This is a genomic window from Pseudomonas sp. NPDC089396 (assembly GCF_044749545.1).
Classification (GTDB): domain Bacteria; phylum Pseudomonadota; class Gammaproteobacteria; order Pseudomonadales; family Pseudomonadaceae; genus Aquipseudomonas.
This window is the reverse complement of the sequence record NZ_JBIVIC010000002.1, coordinates 531886-548292: the sequence shown is the minus strand read 5'-3', so window position 1 is coordinate 548292 and position 16407 is coordinate 531886. Positions and strand designations below refer to the sequence as shown.

General features: G+C 60.8%; 18 protein-coding genes. 5 read left to right on the top strand and 13 right to left on the bottom strand.

Annotated elements, in window-relative coordinates; all coding sequences use genetic code 11:
- Positions 1-5 precede the first annotated feature (5 nt).
- A complete protein-coding gene (gene finR / locus ACIPZB_RS05510) occupies positions 6-932 on the top strand; it encodes a LysR family transcriptional regulator FinR (RefSeq protein WP_400639291.1) in 927 nt (308 codons plus the stop codon).
- Here finR and ACIPZB_RS05505 read toward each other — a convergent pair.
- The 3 genes from ACIPZB_RS05505 to ACIPZB_RS05495 all read right to left on the bottom strand — a co-directional run bounded on the left by ACIPZB_RS05505 (position 929) and on the right by ACIPZB_RS05495 (position 2906).
- Positions 929-1300, bottom strand: coding sequence for a diacylglycerol kinase (locus ACIPZB_RS05505; RefSeq protein ID WP_177324910.1), 372 nt, complete (start codon positions 1298-1300; stop codon positions 929-931). The genes finR and ACIPZB_RS05505 overlap by 4 nt on opposite strands.
- Before the next feature lie 64 nt (positions 1301-1364).
- Entirely contained in the window at positions 1365-2015 is a 651-nt protein-coding gene (gene erdR / locus ACIPZB_RS05500; protein WP_008094699.1) for a response regulator transcription factor ErdR, read from the bottom strand.
- 180 nt (positions 2016-2195) lie between these two features.
- Positions 2196-2906, bottom strand: a complete 711-nt coding sequence (locus tag ACIPZB_RS05495) for a tRNA-uridine aminocarboxypropyltransferase (protein ID WP_008094700.1) — start codon at positions 2904-2906, stop codon at positions 2196-2198.
- A 223-nt stretch (positions 2907-3129) separates the two neighbouring features.
- Here ACIPZB_RS05495 and ACIPZB_RS05490 point away from each other — a divergent pair, with 223 nt between their 5' ends.
- On the top strand, positions 3130-3549 hold the full coding sequence (locus ACIPZB_RS05490; protein ID WP_400639290.1) for a quorum-sensing-regulated virulence factor family protein: 420 nt from the start codon (positions 3130-3132) through the stop codon (positions 3547-3549).
- Here ACIPZB_RS05490 and ACIPZB_RS05485 read toward each other — a convergent pair whose 3' ends face one another.
- Positions 3550-3753, bottom strand: coding sequence for a hypothetical protein (locus ACIPZB_RS05485; RefSeq protein WP_008094702.1), 204 nt, complete (start codon positions 3751-3753; stop codon positions 3550-3552).
- A 302-nt stretch (positions 3754-4055) separates the two neighbouring features.
- Here ACIPZB_RS05485 and ACIPZB_RS05480 point away from each other — a divergent pair, with 302 nt between their 5' ends.
- Positions 4056-5174, top strand: coding sequence for a TIGR00730 family Rossman fold protein (locus ACIPZB_RS05480; protein ID WP_400639289.1), 1119 nt, complete (start codon positions 4056-4058; stop codon positions 5172-5174).
- A gap of 130 nt (positions 5175-5304) precedes the next feature.
- Here ACIPZB_RS05480 and recX read toward each other — a convergent pair whose 3' ends face one another.
- From recX to ACIPZB_RS05450, 6 genes are all read right to left on the bottom strand, one after another.
- Complete coding sequence (gene recX / locus ACIPZB_RS05475; protein ID WP_400639288.1) at positions 5305-5772, bottom strand: recombination regulator RecX; 468 nt, start codon at positions 5770-5772, stop codon at positions 5305-5307.
- 22 nt (positions 5773-5794) lie between these two features.
- The gene (gene recA, locus ACIPZB_RS05470) at positions 5795-6862 is read right to left on the bottom strand and encodes a recombinase RecA (protein ID WP_008101027.1); all 1068 of its coding nucleotides are present in this window, start codon (positions 6860-6862) and stop codon (positions 5795-5797) included.
- A gap of 103 nt (positions 6863-6965) precedes the next feature.
- On the bottom strand, positions 6966-7448 hold the full coding sequence (locus ACIPZB_RS05465; protein ID WP_400639287.1) for a CinA family protein: 483 nt from the start codon (positions 7446-7448) through the stop codon (positions 6966-6968).
- 223 nt (positions 7449-7671) lie between these two features.
- On the bottom strand, positions 7672-8220 hold the full coding sequence (locus ACIPZB_RS05460) for a glycoside hydrolase family 19 protein (RefSeq protein ID WP_400639286.1): 549 nt from the start codon (positions 8218-8220) through the stop codon (positions 7672-7674).
- A gap of 14 nt (positions 8221-8234) precedes the next feature.
- Positions 8235-8570: a phage holin family protein gene (locus ACIPZB_RS05455; RefSeq protein ID WP_400639285.1), complete on the bottom strand. Its 336-nt coding sequence runs from the start codon at positions 8568-8570 to the stop codon at positions 8235-8237.
- Positions 8571-8903: 333 nt separating this feature from the next.
- Positions 8904-9650 (bottom strand): helix-turn-helix transcriptional regulator, encoded by a 747-nt coding sequence (locus ACIPZB_RS05450; RefSeq protein ID WP_400639284.1) that lies wholly within the window; start codon positions 9648-9650, stop codon positions 8904-8906.
- 140 nt (positions 9651-9790) lie between these two features.
- Here ACIPZB_RS05450 and mutS point away from each other — a divergent pair, with 140 nt between their 5' ends.
- The gene (gene mutS / locus ACIPZB_RS05445; protein WP_400639282.1) at positions 9791-12364 is read left to right on the top strand and encodes a DNA mismatch repair protein MutS; all 2574 of its coding nucleotides are present in this window, start codon (positions 9791-9793) and stop codon (positions 12362-12364) included.
- Between the two features lie 140 nt (positions 12365-12504).
- Complete coding sequence (fdxA, locus tag ACIPZB_RS05440) at positions 12505-12828, top strand: ferredoxin FdxA (RefSeq protein WP_004375459.1); 324 nt, start codon at positions 12505-12507, stop codon at positions 12826-12828.
- A 753-nt stretch (positions 12829-13581) separates the two neighbouring features.
- On the opposite strand, the gene rpoS is transcribed toward fdxA, so the two are convergent.
- From rpoS to ACIPZB_RS05425, 3 genes are all read right to left on the bottom strand, one after another.
- Complete coding sequence (gene rpoS, locus ACIPZB_RS05435) at positions 13582-14589, bottom strand: RNA polymerase sigma factor RpoS (RefSeq protein ID WP_008099655.1); 1008 nt, start codon at positions 14587-14589, stop codon at positions 13582-13584.
- Between the two features lie 109 nt (positions 14590-14698).
- Positions 14699-15559, bottom strand: a complete 861-nt coding sequence (locus ACIPZB_RS05430) for a peptidoglycan DD-metalloendopeptidase family protein (RefSeq protein ID WP_400639281.1) — start codon at positions 15557-15559, stop codon at positions 14699-14701.
- A 191-nt stretch (positions 15560-15750) separates the two neighbouring features.
- Positions 15751-16389 carry a protein-L-isoaspartate(D-aspartate) O-methyltransferase gene (locus tag ACIPZB_RS05425; RefSeq protein ID WP_400639368.1) on the bottom strand — a complete coding sequence of 213 codons (639 nt, stop codon included), beginning with the start codon at positions 16387-16389 and terminating at the stop codon, positions 15751-15753.
- Positions 16390-16407 lie beyond the last annotated feature (18 nt).

The following is a 16407-nucleotide window of genomic DNA, read 5'->3' as shown; positions in this document are numbered from 1 at the left end:
TAGATATGCGATTTACACTTCGTCAGCTTCAAGTCTTCGTTGCCGTGGCCCAGCACCAAAGCGTCTCGCGGGCCGCCAGCGTGCTGGCGTTGTCGCAATCGGCCGCCAGTACGTCGATCACCGAACTCGAGCGGCAATCGAGCTGCCAACTGTTCGACCGCGCGGGCAAGCGCCTGGCGCTCAACGCCCTTGGCCATCAGTTGTTGCCCCAGGCGGTCGCGCTGCTGGACCAGGCCAAGGAAATTGAAGACTTGCTCAATGGCAAGTCAGGGTTCGGGTCGCTGGCGGTGGGCGCCACGCTGACCATTGGCAACTACCTGGCCACCCTGTTGATTGGCAGCTTCATGCAGGTGCACCCGGAAAGCCAGGTGAAGCTGCACGTGCACAACACAGCGCATATCGTGCACCAGGTGGCGCAGTACGAAATTGATCTAGGTCTAATCGAAGGCGACTGCAGCCACCCGGACCTGGAAGTGCAGCCTTGGGTCGAAGACGAGCTGGTGGTGTTCTGTGCACCGCAACACCCGCTCGCCAAGCTGGGCCGAGCGGATGTCGAAAGCTTGTCTCATGAAGCCTGGATCTTGCGTGAGCAAGGCTCCGGCACGCGCCTGACCTTCGATCAGGCCATGCGCCATCATCGCGCCAACCTGAATATCCGCCTGGAGCTGGAACACACCGAAGCGATCAAGCGTGCCGTGGAGTCGGGGCTGGGCATCAGCTGCATCTCGCGCATGGCCCTGCGCGATGCTTTCCGTCGAGGCAGCCTGGTACCGGTGGAGACGCCGGAGCTGGACCTGATGCGGCAGTTCTATTTCATCTGGCACAAGCAGAAATACCAGACCACGGCGATGCGCGAGTTTCTCGAGCTGTGCCGCAACTTCACTGCGGGCTTTACCCGCAGTGATGAAATCGTGTTGCCGCCGATCGCTTAAAGCAGGATCACGCCCCAGACCAGCGCAACCATGGTCAGCGCCACCAGCTGCGCGGCGCTGCCCATGTCCTTGGCATTCTTCGACAACGGGTGGCGCTCCAGCGAGATGCGGTCAATGGCCGCCTCTACCGCAGAGTTGAACAGCTCGACGATCAAGCCGAGCAGGCACACCGCGATCATGATCGCCCGCTCGGCACGGCTGACCGGCAGCCAGAAGGCAATCGGAATCAGCAGGACGTTGAGCAGCACCAGTTGGCGAAATGCGGCTTCACCCTTGAAGGCGGCGCGCAAACCGTCCAGCGAGTAGCCGGCGGCGTTGAAGATGCGTTTGAGGCCGGTTTGGCCCTTGAATGGCGACATGGGTGTCATTTCACAGATAAAAGGCCAGCAGAGTAGTCTGGCGCGGGTCAAAAAAGCGTGAAGACGCAGGCAGTCAGTTGCTTGCAACCGATTCAAGTTGTTGCAGCAACAAGGCCGCCTGAGTCCGGGTGCGCACGCCGAGCTTGCGGAAGATCGCCGTTACGTGCGCCTTGATGGTCGCTTCCGAGACACTCAGCTCATACGCGATCTGCTTGTTCAACAAGCCCTCGCAGACCATGGTCAGCACACGGAACTGCTGTGGCGTGAGGCTGGCAAGGCCTTCGCTGGCGGCCTTGGCCTCGGCCGACACATCGACTTTCTCGAAGGCCTGCGGTGGCCACCAGACGTCACCGTCGAGCACTTTACGTACGGCGTCCTGAATGACTTCGAGGCCACTGGACTTGGGAATGAAACCACTGGCACCGAATTCACGCGACTTGACCACCACCGCAGCCTCTTCCTGGGCCGAAACCATTACCACAGGGATCTGCGGATACTGGCCACGCAACAGGACCAGCCCGGAGAAGCCATAGGCACCCGGCATGTTCAGGTCCAGCAGCACCAGGTCCCAATCGGATTTTTCGCTCAGGCGGGTTTCCAGTTCGGCGATGCTCGCCACCTCAACCAGACGCACATCCGCGCCCAGGCCGAGGGTAACAGCCTGGCGCAGAGCGCTACGAAACAGCGGGTGGTCATCGGCAATCAGGATTTCGTAAGTGGCCATCGATCTATGGATCCTGTTCTGTGCCAGGCGCATGCGGGGGAGTAATAGCGCCTGGCGGGGAATCGGCGCCAAGGATGCCGAGCACGGCTGGGGGTGGTCAAGCCAATCGCCCTGCCGTCTCGCCCACCCTGGCTGCCAGCTCGGTCATTATGAACCAAAGCGCAGTGGCTGCCCCTTGGACTATAGGAAGGTATGCAAACGCTGGTGGGTATCATCCTGATCATCCAGGGGCAGGCGGCGCTTGCCACTGAGGTAATGCAGGCTGAACACGTCCAGGTAGGCATCCAGGGCTTGAGAGGCCTGGCTGTCACCCGCCAGATCCAGGCACATGGCAGCCACTTCCGCCGTGCAGAAATGGTCGTCGCGCTTGGACCGGCGCAGGCGATAGCGCGACATCTGCTCGGCCTGCAGGCTCAGCACCGGAAAACGATCAAGATATGGACTTTTGCGGAACATCTTGCGCGCTTCGGTCCAGGTTGCATCAAGCAGGATGAACAACGGGCGCTTGCCCGGCTGACGTTGCACCTCGTTCACCACACGCTCCTGGGCCACGAATTCACCGGGGAAGACGATGTAGGGTTGCCATTGAGGATCGTCGAGCAGCGCCAGCAAACGTTCGTCCACCGAGGTGCGCAACCAGCCAAAGGCGGAGGTATCTTCGATCAGGTCGGCAATCAGCCAGCCGGTATTGGTCGGTTTCAGAGGCTCGGTGTCATGCATCAGCAAGCAGACACCCGAGTCGGCCTGCACCCGAGGCTTCCAGGCACACAGGCAATGGGTCGCGATGACCCGGCAACCCGTGCACCGCTCGGCTCGTGAACCGCGGGCGATGAACGGTTTGTTACTGCGCGCCAGGCGTTCGGCGCGCAGGCGCGCTACCGCATGGCTCATTGTGGCAAGCCTCTGCGAAAAATCTGACTGAACACTGCGAAAACTCGGATTGAACAAAGCGCCAGTCTACCAGAGCGGGCGTCATTTGCCGTGCAGCAGGACGGATTGGTCCCTTATAATCCCAAGCTTTGGCGGCCGGATTTTGCCTGTAAAGCTGCGTTTCTCATGGAACGCCGGCCCTCAGCGCATGTCAAAGCGCCAGTCATCGAACCAGGAGAGATTCATGCTGCGTCTTATCGTCCCGACCCTGAGCCTGTTGCTCGCACTGCCACTCGCCGCCCAGGCAGCTTCCAAGCAGGAGTTCGAGTTGAACAAGATGCTGCAGAAAGTCGCCCAGGAGAGCAGCGTCGGCACCCCACGCGCCATCAATGAAGACATTCTCGACCAGGGCTACACCGTCGAAGGCAAGGCGTTGGTCAATCACCTGAGCGTGCGTGCCGAGCATGCTGCGCGCATGCAGGAAAACCCCGCCCAGGTTCGCAGCCAACTGGGTGACAGCGTATGCCGCAACAGTGGTTTTCGTAATCTGATGTCAAAAGGCGCCGTGATGGTCTATCGCTTCACCGTCTATAAAACCAATCAGCCGGTCATGGACCAGGCCTTCGATGCTGCCAGCTGCACCGCCGGCAACAAGAAGAAGTGATCAAGTAACCTGCACACCTTCGGCGCGCTGCGGTTCTTCGTCGGCGCGCATCTCCGCCAGCAGCGCCTGCAGGTAGCGCGACTGGCACTCCAGCGTAGCCAACCTGCGGCGACACTCCTCTTCCAGGCTCACATGATGATCCTGCGCGGCATTTTCCAGTTGCTCATAGAGCTCGCGGTCCACCTCGATGACCAAGCGATGCATATGGCCACCCTCCTGCCTCTAGACGTTTCGCTTCTCCAGTTAACCAAACCCTCGACGCCAATGGCCAACCCCCGACGAGTGGCCGTCGTCATCCTCCCTGCACGATCTGGCGCGAAGGTCTAGATTGATAGCGAAGACCGAAAAAACAACAAGATGGACCCAAACCCTGCATCACGGCCTGAAGGCCAACTGCAATGCTCGGGATGCATACTCGAGCCAGAGCAGCCAGCGACACACGCAGTGTCGCGGCCGAGCCATGCCATCGGTTCGGTCAGAGGTTTTGCTGCAGAAGGAGACGTTGAATGCCTTACCAATCGAGTGAACATCTGTTCAATCACTTCAGGGACAGCGGCATCGACCTGAGCAAGATCGACGAACAACTGCAATTGGTCGCGCCCGACAGCCCCAACCTGCCGCTGTACCGCGACATGATGCTGACCGTCTTGCGCATGGCCCACGATGACAGTGACCGCTGGAGTGCCAAGATCACCCTGCAGGCGCTTCGCGAACTGGACCATTCCTTCCGCACCTTGCAGCGCTACAAAGGGCGACGCAAGGTCACCGTCTTTGGCTCGGCGCGCACCCCGCTGGAACACCCGATGTATGCGCTGGCACGCGAACTGGGGGCTACCCTGGCCCGTTCTGATCTCATGGTCATCACCGGTGCCGGCGGCGGCATCATGGCGGCAGCCCACGAAGGTGCTGGCAGCGATCACAGCCTCGGTTTCAACATCACCCTGCCTTTCGAGCAGCATGCCAACCCGACGGTCGACGGCACCGACAAGCTGCTGCCCTTTCACTTCTTTTTCATCCGCAAGCTGTTCTTCGTCAAGGAGGCCGATGCACTGGTGCTTTGCCCAGGTGGTTTCGGCACCCTCGATGAAGCGCTGGAGGTCCTGACGCTGATTCAAACCGGCAAGAGTCCGTTGGTGCCCGTAGTACTGCTGGACTCACCAGGGGGCACGTTCTGGCGCGATTGCCTGGACTTCATCAGCCGTCAATTACAGGAGAACCGGTACATCTTGCCCAGCGACTTGAAACTGGTGCGCCTGGTGCACAACGCCGACGAAGCGGTGGAAGAGATCAACCAGTTCTACAGCAATTATCACTCCAGCCGCTGGCTGAAGAATCAGTTCGTGATTCGCATGCACCATCGGCTCAGCGATGCCGCGCTGTATGAAATTCAGGAATCCTTCGCCGATTTGCGCCTGAGCGGCAAGTATCACCAGCAGGCAGACAGTGGTGCAGAGCATGAGGTGGGTAATTACAACCATCTGACTCGCCTGACCTTTGCCTTCAATGGACGCGATCAGGGTCGCCTGCGTGAACTGGTGGACTTCATCAATCTGCCGGAGAACTGGGCAAAGCCACAGCCGATGCATACCACGCAGCGAGCGCGGGAGGCGTTGAAGGTTAGCTAGGGTCCTTCGCAACCACTGTAGGAGCGGCCTTGTGTCGCGAAAGGGGCGCGCAGCGGCCCCAGCAGTTCAGCGGCGATGTCGATATCCTGGGGCCGCTGCGCGCCCCTTTCGCGACACAAGGCCGCTCCTACTAGTCGTACAAATCCCGGCCGCTGAGTAGGCGCCCGATCATGTCCATGGGAAATCCACGGTAGGCGAGAAATCGACTCTGCTGGGCACGGCTGCGGGGGTCATGCGGGCGTTGGCCGGCAAATTTTCGCTGCCAGGCCTCCTGTAACCGTTCCGCCCAGTCCACACCACTGTCACGCAGTGCCTGGTCGATGTCGCCACGGTTCAGGCCACGCTGGCTCAGCTCCTCGCGAATGCGCGCGGGGCCATAGCCGGCGTTGGAACGGTATCGAATGAAACTCTCAAGATAGCGGGCTTCGCTAAGCAGCCCTTCTTCGGTGAGCCGATCGAGCTCTGGCTCGATCAGTTCATCCGAAGCGCCGCGCTGACGCAATTTGCGCGTCAGCTCGACGCGACCATGCTCGCGGCGCGCGAGCAGGTCCATGGCTGTCCGCCGAACGGCGACGGGGGTGTCGAGGACGACGGACATACAGGTACTCTACAAGCGCTGATCAGTAACCGGCGTCGGCATCAGCCATGTCGCCGGCATCGGCTTCAGCGGCAGCGGCCTTGCCGGCAGCAGCAACGGCACCCGTGTTGAGCAGCTTCTCGCGGATCTGCTTCTCGATCTCTGCACCGATGGCCGGGTTCTCTTGCAGGTACTTGGCGGCGTTGGCCTTGCCCTGACCGATCTTGTTGCCTTGGTAGCTGTACCAGGCACCGGACTTCTCCACCAACCCTTGGGATACGCCCAGGTCGATGATTTCGCCGTTACGGTAGATACCTTTACCGTAGAGGATCTGGAACTCGGCCTGACGGAACGGTGGCGAAACCTTGTTCTTGACGATCTTGACGCGGGTTTCGCTGCCAACCACTTCGTCGCCTTCCTTTACCGCGCCGGTACGGCGGATGTCCAGACGCACCGAGGCGTAGAACTTCAGGGCGTTACCACCGGTAGTGGTTTCCGGGCTGCCGAACATCACACCGATCTTCATACGGATCTGGTTGATGAAGATAACCAGGCAGTTGGCGTTCTTGATGTTACCGGTAATCTTGCGCAGAGCCTGGGACATCAGACGGGCTTGCAGGCCGACGTGCATGTCACCCATCTCGCCTTCGATTTCGGCTTTGGGTACCAGGGCAGCCACGGAGTCGACGATGATCACGTCAACCGCGTTGGAACGCACCAGCATGTCGGTGATTTCCAGAGCCTGCTCACCGGTGTCCGGCTGCGAGACCAGCAGGTCGTCGACGTTGACGCCCAGTTTGCCGGCATATTCAGGATCGAGGGCGTGCTCGGCGTCGACGAAGGCGCAGGTGGCGCCGTTCTTCTGGGCCTCGGCGATGACCGACAGGGTCAGCGTGGTCTTACCCGACGATTCTGGGCCATAAATTTCGACGATACGACCTTTTGGCAGGCCGCCGATGCCGAGGGCAATGTCCAGGCCCAGCGAGCCAGTGGAAATGGCCGGGATACCCTGACGCTCGTGATCGCCCATGCGCATGACAGCGCCTTTGCCGAATTGGCGTTCGATCTGACCCAGGGCCGCAGCCAAGGCGCGCTTCTTGTTGTCGTCCATTGAAATCCTCACGTGTTCGACTTGGCCCTGACGGCCGGAATACCTGTATAAGTAGCCAGTATTATTCCACAGGCAAGCGTTTGAGCAAACCCCTGTCGTCGAATTACTCGGCGCCAAGCTGTAACAAGCCGTCTAACGCGGCGATCACCGTCTGTCGGCGCACACTTTCGCGGTCGCCGTCGAAGTGGCGCCGCTCACTGAACACGCGATCGCCATCGGCCCAGGCCAGCCAAACGGTGCCCACCGGCTTTGTCGGCGAACCGCCATCGGGCCCCGCGATGCCACTGACAGCGACTGCAAAGCGGGCACTGCTGGCGGCCTGGGCACCACGAGCCATGGCTTCGACCACCTCCTGGCTCACTGCACCGACCTCGATGAACAGCGCCTCGGGCACATTGAGCTGGCGGGTTTTCTGGGCATTGGAATAGGTGACGTAACCCGCCTCGAACCAGGCCGAACTGCCAGGCACGCGAGTAATGGCCTCGGCGATGCCGCCGCCGGTGCAGGATTCGGCGGTAGTCACCTGGGCGTTGAGGCGGCGCAGGTGTTCGCCCAGGCGGGTGGAGAGAACGGTGATTGGGTCCATGGTGGGCTCCTTCGGGATTACGGGACACCGTAGCATTTGGCGAAGGGTAGCGGGATAGGGGTTTGTGCTCTGGGGGTTGGCATGTCCTGATCGGCAGGTGGGCCTGGGGGTATGCCTTTAGTTCTGTGTTGCTGCTGAGACCGAGCGCCGCGCGGGCGGCGCTCGATCTTACGAACGCTACAGAACTAATGACCAGCGCCCGCAGCGCAATCAACCAAGTGGCTCAACCCAACACCTCGCGCGCCCGTGCCCAGAGCGTAAGGCGCTCCTTCAACCCATTGAGCCCCCCATTGATATGACGCGTAATGCTGTTGAACTCACCCCGATCAGCCAGGCCATTAAGCCCCCGCGAATGCCAGAACCACGCCGCCGACTCACAGGCCCAGCGCGGTTGCTCGAGCAGTTGCGGCTGTGCCAACAAACGCTCGTCGCCAAACAGCGCATGGCTGCAGGCCTGATAGTTGTTGCGCCCAGTGACCTGGATCAGGCCGCGCCCACAGTACAACTGGCCATCGCCATCCGCCTGCGGCGTATTGCCCAGGCGCAAGGCCAGGCTACTGGTGTCATAGCGGGCCAGATAGCGATCGCTGCCCAGTTCCTTCACATAGCGAAACTGCCCGGACTCATGGCCGACCTGGGCGATGAACGCCGCGATACGCTTGGGGTTGTCGATTTCCCAACGTGGCAACGTGACATTCAGTGCAGTAAGAAAAACGCCCGCGACGGGGCGAGCGTTGGGCAAAATCTGTAGCAATTGCGTTTCTGTAAGCATGGTTGATCTCCTCGCTATTGCTCATCGGACTGCGCGCTGTCGCACAACCCCAGACGCCGAACCGCCCAGCGCTCATAGATCCGCATGGCCACATCGGCACCCCCTACCGCGGTCATGCAGCCAAATGCGCTGGCCGCCCAGATCGACAGGCCGCCGGCATACAGCAGCATCACCGTCGATACCCCGCAGACCATGCATGCCCCGGAGCGCAGCACCAACCGTCGCAACAGCGACCAGCCTTTGGCGCCAGCCTTGTCGGCCCGCCACATCTCGCCGCTCAGGCCGCCCAGCAATGCCAGGACGATTACCAGCCAGAGCGGCATTTCCAATAACGCTTGTTGCGCGTTCATCGCTGTCCTGCCTCCTGCGTGATGCCTGCCGGCACTGGCCAACAGGTCCGTTGTGGGTGAGCTCGGCATTCCAGCTTTACGCTGTACACCCGGGCCAGTTGCCAGCCCCTGGACAGTTGAGGCCTGCCCATCGCTGCCTATGTCACAACCGGTATGCGTCCGGCTTGAAATACACGATATGCATCAATGCATATGCAGTCAATGCGTTTCTGGAAATATCTATGCACTACTTTTTGCTGATATGCATGAAGGCTGTGCACGATCGGGCTTGTAGGAATTTTCTGCAGGCGAAAAAAAACCCGCCGGGGCGGGTTTTTCCTCAGGCCGGGGCTGTCAGCGGGCGTACATCCCCCACCAGAACACATGCCCGAGCAGGCTGATCTGCTCGTCCTGCATCTGCTGGAAGCTGTAGTCCTCATCGGGGTGCTCGTCGCGGTTGAAACTGCGCAGGCGAATACCGGTAGGCAGGCGGTAGACCTGCTTAACGCGCAACTGGCCATTGTGGTTGATGGCATAGAGGTCGCCATCGATGATGTCACCGATCGAGCACTTTCCGGTATTCACGCCGACCGTGGCACCATCGCGCAGCACCGGCAGCATGCTGTTGCCGCGTACCGTCACACATTTGGCCTGATCGAACTGCACACCATTGTGCCGCAGGCTGCGCTTGCCGAAGCGCAGGCGCGCACGCTCGCTCTCTTCGATGACGAATCTTCCTGATCCTGCTGCCAACTCGACCTCGCGAAGGAAAGGTACCGACACCTCGTCGTCCTCGACGGGGGTTTCATCGTCCCACAGGCTGATGTCGCTGAGGTCCGCGTGGCCATGGGCCGGCAGTGCGGCCTCGCGCGTCTGGCCAAGTTCGGCTCGGCCACGCAACTGCTCGGTGCTGACACCGAAGTAGTCGGCGATCTTCGATACGTGCTTGTCCGAAGGGTCGACGATCTTGCCGCCGAGAATACGCGACAGGGTGGATTGCGGTACGCCCGTGCGCCGGTGCAGCTCCGTCGGGGACAGGCTGTGGCGATCGAGCAGTTCTCTAAGTACGATGGCTACATTGCGTTTTTGCATAGCGTGCATAATGCAAGGGCGCTACACGAAATGCAACGTACCCGGGTGCGCACGCACGCCCATGGGCGTCTGCCTGCATCTCATTGAAAAAGCCTGTACCATTGCCGGTTTCATAATCGCCAACCAGATCACCCGCTGTAAGGCCCTGAATGTCTGATCTTTCCGCACACACCCCGATGATGCAGCAGTACTGGAAGCTGAAAAACCAGCACCCGGACCAGCTGATGTTCTACCGCATGGGCGACTTCTACGAAATCTTCTACGAAGATGCGAAAAAAGCCGCGAAACTGCTGGATATCACCCTGACCGCACGCGGTCAGTCGGCCGGCCAGTCCATTCCCATGTGCGGAATTCCGTTCCATTCGCTGGAAGGCTACCTGGCCAAACTGGTCAAGCTTGGCGAGTCGGTGGTGATCTGCGAACAGATTGGCGACCCCGCCACCAGCAAAGGCCCGGTCGAGCGCCAAGTAGTGCGCATCATCACCCCTGGCACGGTCAGTGACGAGGCGCTGCTGGACGAGCGTCGCGACAACCTGATCGCCGCGCTGCTGGGTGATGAGCGCTTGTTCGGCCTGGCGGTGCTGGACATCACCAGCGGCAACTTCAGTGTTCAGGAAATCAAGGGCTGGGAGAACCTGCTGGCCGAGCTTGAACGCCTCAACCCGGTCGAGCTGCTGATCCCCGACGACTGGCCGCGCGACCTGCCGGCCGAGAAGCGTCCGGGAGCACGTCGGCGCGCCCCCTGGGACTTCGACCGCGACTCGGCGCGTAAGGCGCTGTGTCAGCAATTCGCGACCAAGGACCTGAAAGGCTTCGGCTGCGACAAGCTGACCCTGGCCATCGGCGCTGCCGGCTGCCTGCTGACCTATGCCAAGGAAACCCAGCGCACCGCCCTGCCCCACCTGCGCAGCCTGCGCCACGAACGCCTCGATGATACGGTGATCCTCGACGGCGCCAGCCGCCGCAACCTCGAGCTGGATATCAACTTGGCCGGCGGGCGGGACAATACCCTGCAGTCGGTGCTCGACCGCTGCCAGACCGCCATGGCCAGCCGCCTGTTGACGCGCTGGCTAAACCGCCCGCTGCGCGACCCCAAGGTATTGCAAGCGCGCCAGGACTCGATCCGCTGCCTGCTCGATGGCTATCGCTTCGAAAAACTGCAGCCGCAGCTCAAGGAAATTGGCGATATCGAGCGGATTCTCGCCCGTATCGGCCTGCGCAACGCCCGCCCGCGCGACCTGGCGCGCCTGCGCGATGCCCTCTGTGCCCTGCCTGAACTGCAAAACGCCATGGCCGAGCTGGAGGCCCCGCACCTGGCGCGCCTGGCCGCCATCACCGGCACATACCCAGAACTGGCCAGCCTGCTGGAGCGGGCGATCATCGACAACCCGCCGGCAGTGATTCGCGACGGCGGCGTGCTCAAGGCCGGATACGACAACGACCTGGATGAATTGCTGGCCATCAGCGAAAACGCCGGCCAGTTCCTGATCGACCTGGAAACCCGCGAGAAAGCCCGCACCGGCCTTGCCAACCTGAAGGTCGGCTACAACCGCGTGCACGGCTACTTCATCGAACTGCCCACCAAGCAGGCCGAACAGGCACCGGGCGACTATATTCGCCGGCAAACGCTCAAAGGTGCCGAGCGCTTCATCACGCCCGAGCTGAAGGCGTTCGAGGACAAGGCACTGTCGGCCAAGAGCCGTGCCCTGGCCCGCGAAAAAATGCTCTATGACGCGTTGCTGGAAACCCTCATCAGCCATCTCGCACCGCTGCAAGACAGCGCCGCCGCCCTGGCCGAGCTGGATGTGCTGAGCAACCTGGCCGAGCGTGCGCTGAACCTCGACCTCAATTGCCCGCGCTTCGTCGACGAGCCTTGCCTGCGCATCGACCAAGGCCGTCATCCGGTCGTCGAGCAGGTGCTGACCACCCCGTTCGTGGCCAACGACCTGAGCCTGGACAACAGCACGCGCATGCTGATCATCACCGGTCCGAACATGGGCGGTAAGTCCACTTACATGCGCCAGACCGCACTGATCGTGCTGATGGCGCATATCGGCAGCTTCGTGCCGGCGGCCAGCTGCGAGCTGTCGCTGGTCGACCGCATCTTCACCCGCATCGGCTCCAGCGACGACCTGGCCGGTGGGCGTTCGACCTTCATGGTCGAGATGAGCGAAACCGCCAACATCCTGCACAACGCTACCGACCGCAGCCTGGTGCTGATGGACGAGGTCGGCCGCGGCACCAGTACCTTCGACGGCCTGTCGCTGGCCTGGGCTGCCGCCGAGCGCCTGGCGCAACTGCGCGCCTACACCTTGTTCGCCACCCACTACTTCGAGCTCACCGTACTGCCGGAAAGCGAACCCCTGGTGGCCAACGTGCACCTGAACGCTACCGAGCACAACGAGCGCATCGTGTTCCTGCACCATGTCCTGCCTGGCCCCGCCAGCCAGAGTTATGGCCTGGCCGTGGCGCAACTGGCAGGCGTACCCTCCGTGGTTATCCAACGCGCGCGCGAGCATCTGGGCCGCCTGGAAACCAGCAGCCTGCCGCATGAGTTACCCGTTACCAAGAAAGCCAAAGGCGAGCCACAGACACCGCACCAGAGCGACCTGTTCGCCAGCCTGCCACATCCAGCCATCGAGAAGCTGGGCAAGCTGGACTTGGACGACATGACGCCGCGTCAAGCTATCGAAACGCTATATCAACTAAAAAACCTGTTATAACGGCGCCCACTACAAGCTGGTAGAATCCGCCGCGGTTTGCTGGTGCTGCAGGTTATTAGCCTGACCTGCAGCCATGTACCCGTAAACCGCGCGGCCCTGAGAGGAAGGGCCGCCGCCGTCGCCTGAGGAGAAAACTAGAAATGACCTTCGTCGTCACCGACAACTGCATCAAATGCAAATACACCGACTGCGTGGAAGTCTGTCCGGTGGACTGCTTCTACGAAGGCCCGAACTTCCTGGTCATTCATCCCGATGAGTGCATCGACTGTGCACTGTGCGAGCCTGAATGCCCCGCCCAGGCGATTTTCTCGGAAGACGAAGTGCCTGCGGGCATGGAAAACTTCATCGAGCTCAACGCCGAGCTGGCAGAGATCTGGCCGAACATCACCGAGCGTAAGGATGCCCTGCCGGACGCTGAAGAGTGGGATGGCAAAACTGGCAAGATTGCCGATCTGGAACGCTGACAGCACCCAGATAACAAAAAAGGCCCGCAACGGGCCTTTTTTCATTTCTTGCAGGCAAAAAAAAGGGGCGGTTTGACCCGCCCACATTTTTTCCGTAGTCCCTGCTTGTCCCAAACATCATCCTGATGAATCGCTTCTTGCGATGTCCTTGGCCTTCTTCCTGAAAGCCTGTGCGTGTCCGTGTGCACAGTTCGAATACTAGCGACTTCCGCTGGGCGGGCAACTGAGAAACCTCACAAGACATTACCGGGGACACATTTCCACATATTCGGAAAGTTGTTTATTTTCAACAAGATGCGAATTCTATGGATCTGGAAACGACAATGATTTACTAGCCCCTGCATCAATGGCTTACACAACGAGTAAGCAAAGGCTTACACGCAATGCATCAGCGCTAGCGCAATACATAATTTGCGGGGAAGCCCACTCCCACAGGTACACCGCTGGCTTTGAAAGTCGCACCGTACCTGTGGGAGCCGGCTTGCCGGCGATAGGGCCCGAACAGGCTATTCAAAATGACAGTGTTTCGCTTGGCCCCATCCAACTACAGCAGTGCTTCAGATCGCATCGTGCAAACCGACTGACCGGCTTTTGCCCGCGCCGGCCTCATCGCCGGCAAGCCGGCTCCCACAGGGATCGTGCGAGCTTTCCTTCTCCCATTAATGACTGCCAAAGGCGGACTTGGCATACAGAAAAAGCACAAACAAAAACGCCCCGAGGTCATCGGGGCGCTCTGCATTCGGGAATCAACGCTTACTGGAACAGCGACTCGCTGGACAGCCCATTCTTTTCGAGAATCTCACGCAGGCGCTTGAGCCCCTCTACCTGAATCTGCCGTACCCGCTCGCGAGTCAGCCCGATTTCCAGGCCAACGTCCTCCAGGGTGCTGCTCTCATGACCGCGCAGGCCGAAGCGGCGCACTACCACCTCACGCTGCTTGTCGGTCAGCTCGCCCAGCCACTGGTCGATGCTCTGCGACAGGTCGTCATCCTGCAGCAACTCACAAGGGTCGGTTGGACGATCGTCGGTCAGGGTATCGAGCAGGGTCTTGTCCGAATCAGGCCCCAGGGACACATCCACCGAGGAAACCCGCTCGTTGAGACCAAGCATGCGCTTGACCTCGGCAACAGGCTTCTCCAGCAAGGTGGCGATTTCTTCCGGCGAAGGCTCGTGATCGAGCTTCTGGGTCAGCTCCCGCGCGGCGCGCAGGTAGACGTTGAGCTCCTTGACCACGTGGATCGGCAGGCGAATGGTGCGGGTCTGGTTCATGATCGCCCGCTCGATGGTCTGGCGAATCCACCAGGTCGCATAGGTCGAGAAACGGAAACCGCGCTCCGGGTCGAACTTCTCGACGGCACGGATCAGCCCCAGGTTGCCCTCCTCGATCAGGTCGAGCAGTGACAGGCCGCGATTGACGTAACGACGGGCGATTTTCACAACCAGGCGCAGGTTGCTTTCGATCATGCGCTTGCGGCCAGCAGGGTCGCCCTTTTGCGACAGGCGCGCAAAGTGCACTTCCTCTTCCGGCGAAAGCAGCGGTGAGAAGCCGATTTCGTTGAGATACAGCTGGGTAGCGTCGAGCGCCCGGCTGTAATCGATGTACTTATGCTGTTTGAGCGAAGAGCCTGATTTGGCCCTGGTCCGAACCGACGGTACAGCAGGTTCGTCTGACACCACATCCGTTTCCAAAACGATGCCCGTCTCCATCAGGAGGACGTCATCGTCGATGTCAAACTCCGGCGCTTCTTTATTGAGAGCCATTGTTATAGTCCCTTTGCTGAGTTCGAACTCAGACTCGAGCGGCGCCTGTATCCCTGGCAACGCAGGAGCCTGTCCCCTCTACATCACAGGAACAGGCCGGGTACAACAGTCAACGACGTGGCAGGAACTGGAGTGGATCGACGGGTTTGCCCTGGCGGCGAATCTCGAAATGCAGCTTCACCCGATCAGTGCCCGTGGACCCCATTTCAGCAATCGACTGCCCTGCCTTGACCTGCTGCCCCTCCCGAACCAACAGCCTGCGGTTATGGCCGTAGGCACTGACGTAGGTGTCGCTGTGCTTGATGATGATCAGTTCGCCGTAGCCCCTCAAGCCACTCCCGGCGTAAACCACCGCACCATCAGACGCAGCAAAAACAGGCTGTCCCAAATCACCGGCGATATCAATGCCTTTATTCAAACTACCGTTTGAAGCAAATTTGCCAATCAGCACGCCATTGGCAGGCCAGGTCCAGCCCCCTACGGCGCGCTCTGCAGCGGGCACCGTGGCAACCACCGGGGTAGGCGTGGCGGGCGTTGTTGGCGTCGGTTTTCCGGCGTTGGCGGGTGGGGTGATAGGCGCATTCACAGGCCGACGAATGACGGTGGTCTTGCTTGAAGACGACGGGCTGGAGACCACCGTGGTGGTGCCCGTCGATGCGCTGCTGAAGCGTATCGGCTGCCCCGGGCGGATCGTGTACGGGGCAGTGATGCCATTGCGCGCGGCCAGCTCCTTGTAATCCCAGCCATAGCGGAAGGCGATGGAGAACAAGGTATCGCCCGGCTTGACGATGTATTGACCAGAGGTCACGGTTGGCCGCTTGGGCGCCGTATTAGTATTGCGGTCGACCACGCGCGCACCGCTCGAGCCGGTGCTGGAGCAACCTGTCAGCAGGGTGCCGATGGCCAGTGCAGCCACCAGAAGCTTGAAACCCGATTGATCCTTGCGCTGCAGAATGACTGTGTGCCCCACCCGCGCTCCCCTCATGGTGCCGAAATCGATAAAACGACCAGAAATGCAATATTGTTGCAATTATAACCGAGCCCACCGTCTCTGCGAGGAAGGCCAAGGCCTGCCCGCCCCTTGACGGTATCGGCATACCCCGCCAGATAGACAGGGCGAAACGGCAAGAATTCTTCGCCGCTGGAAATATTCCGCCTGGCTCAGGCCAACGGGCCATTGAGCAATGGCACGAAACGCACGGCGCCCAGGACGCGCTGGGAAAAACCCTGCTCTTCACGGACGATCAGCATCAGGTGTTGCACCTCGCCAGCCGGCCCCACCGGGATCACCATGCGACCGCCGGGTGCCAACTGGTCAAGCAGGGCCTGCGGCACTTCCGGGGCCACCGCAGTGACGATGATGCCATTGTAGGGAGCCAGCGCCTGCCAGCCATCGCAACCGTCGCCCCAGCGAAAGACCACGTTGCGCAGGTTGAGCTCGAGCAGGCGTTCCTTGGCCCGGTCCTGCAGGACCTTGATCCGCTCTACCGAGAAAACCCGTTCGACCAGCTGGGCCAGGATCGCGGTCTGATAGCCCGAGCCGGTGCCGATCTCCAGCACCTTGTCCAGCGGCCCGGCCTCCAGCAGTAGTTCGCTCATGTGCGCGACCATGAACGGCTGGGAGATGGTCTGGTTGTGCCCGATCGGCAACGCGGTGTCTTCGTAGGCGCGATGGGCCAGGGCCTCATCGACGAACAGGTGGCGCGGGGTACGGCGGATGGCATCGAGCACCTTGGGGTTGGACACCCCTTCCTCGCTCAGGCGCTGGATCAGGCGTTCCCGGGTTCGCTGGGAGGTCATGCCGATACCACGATGCTG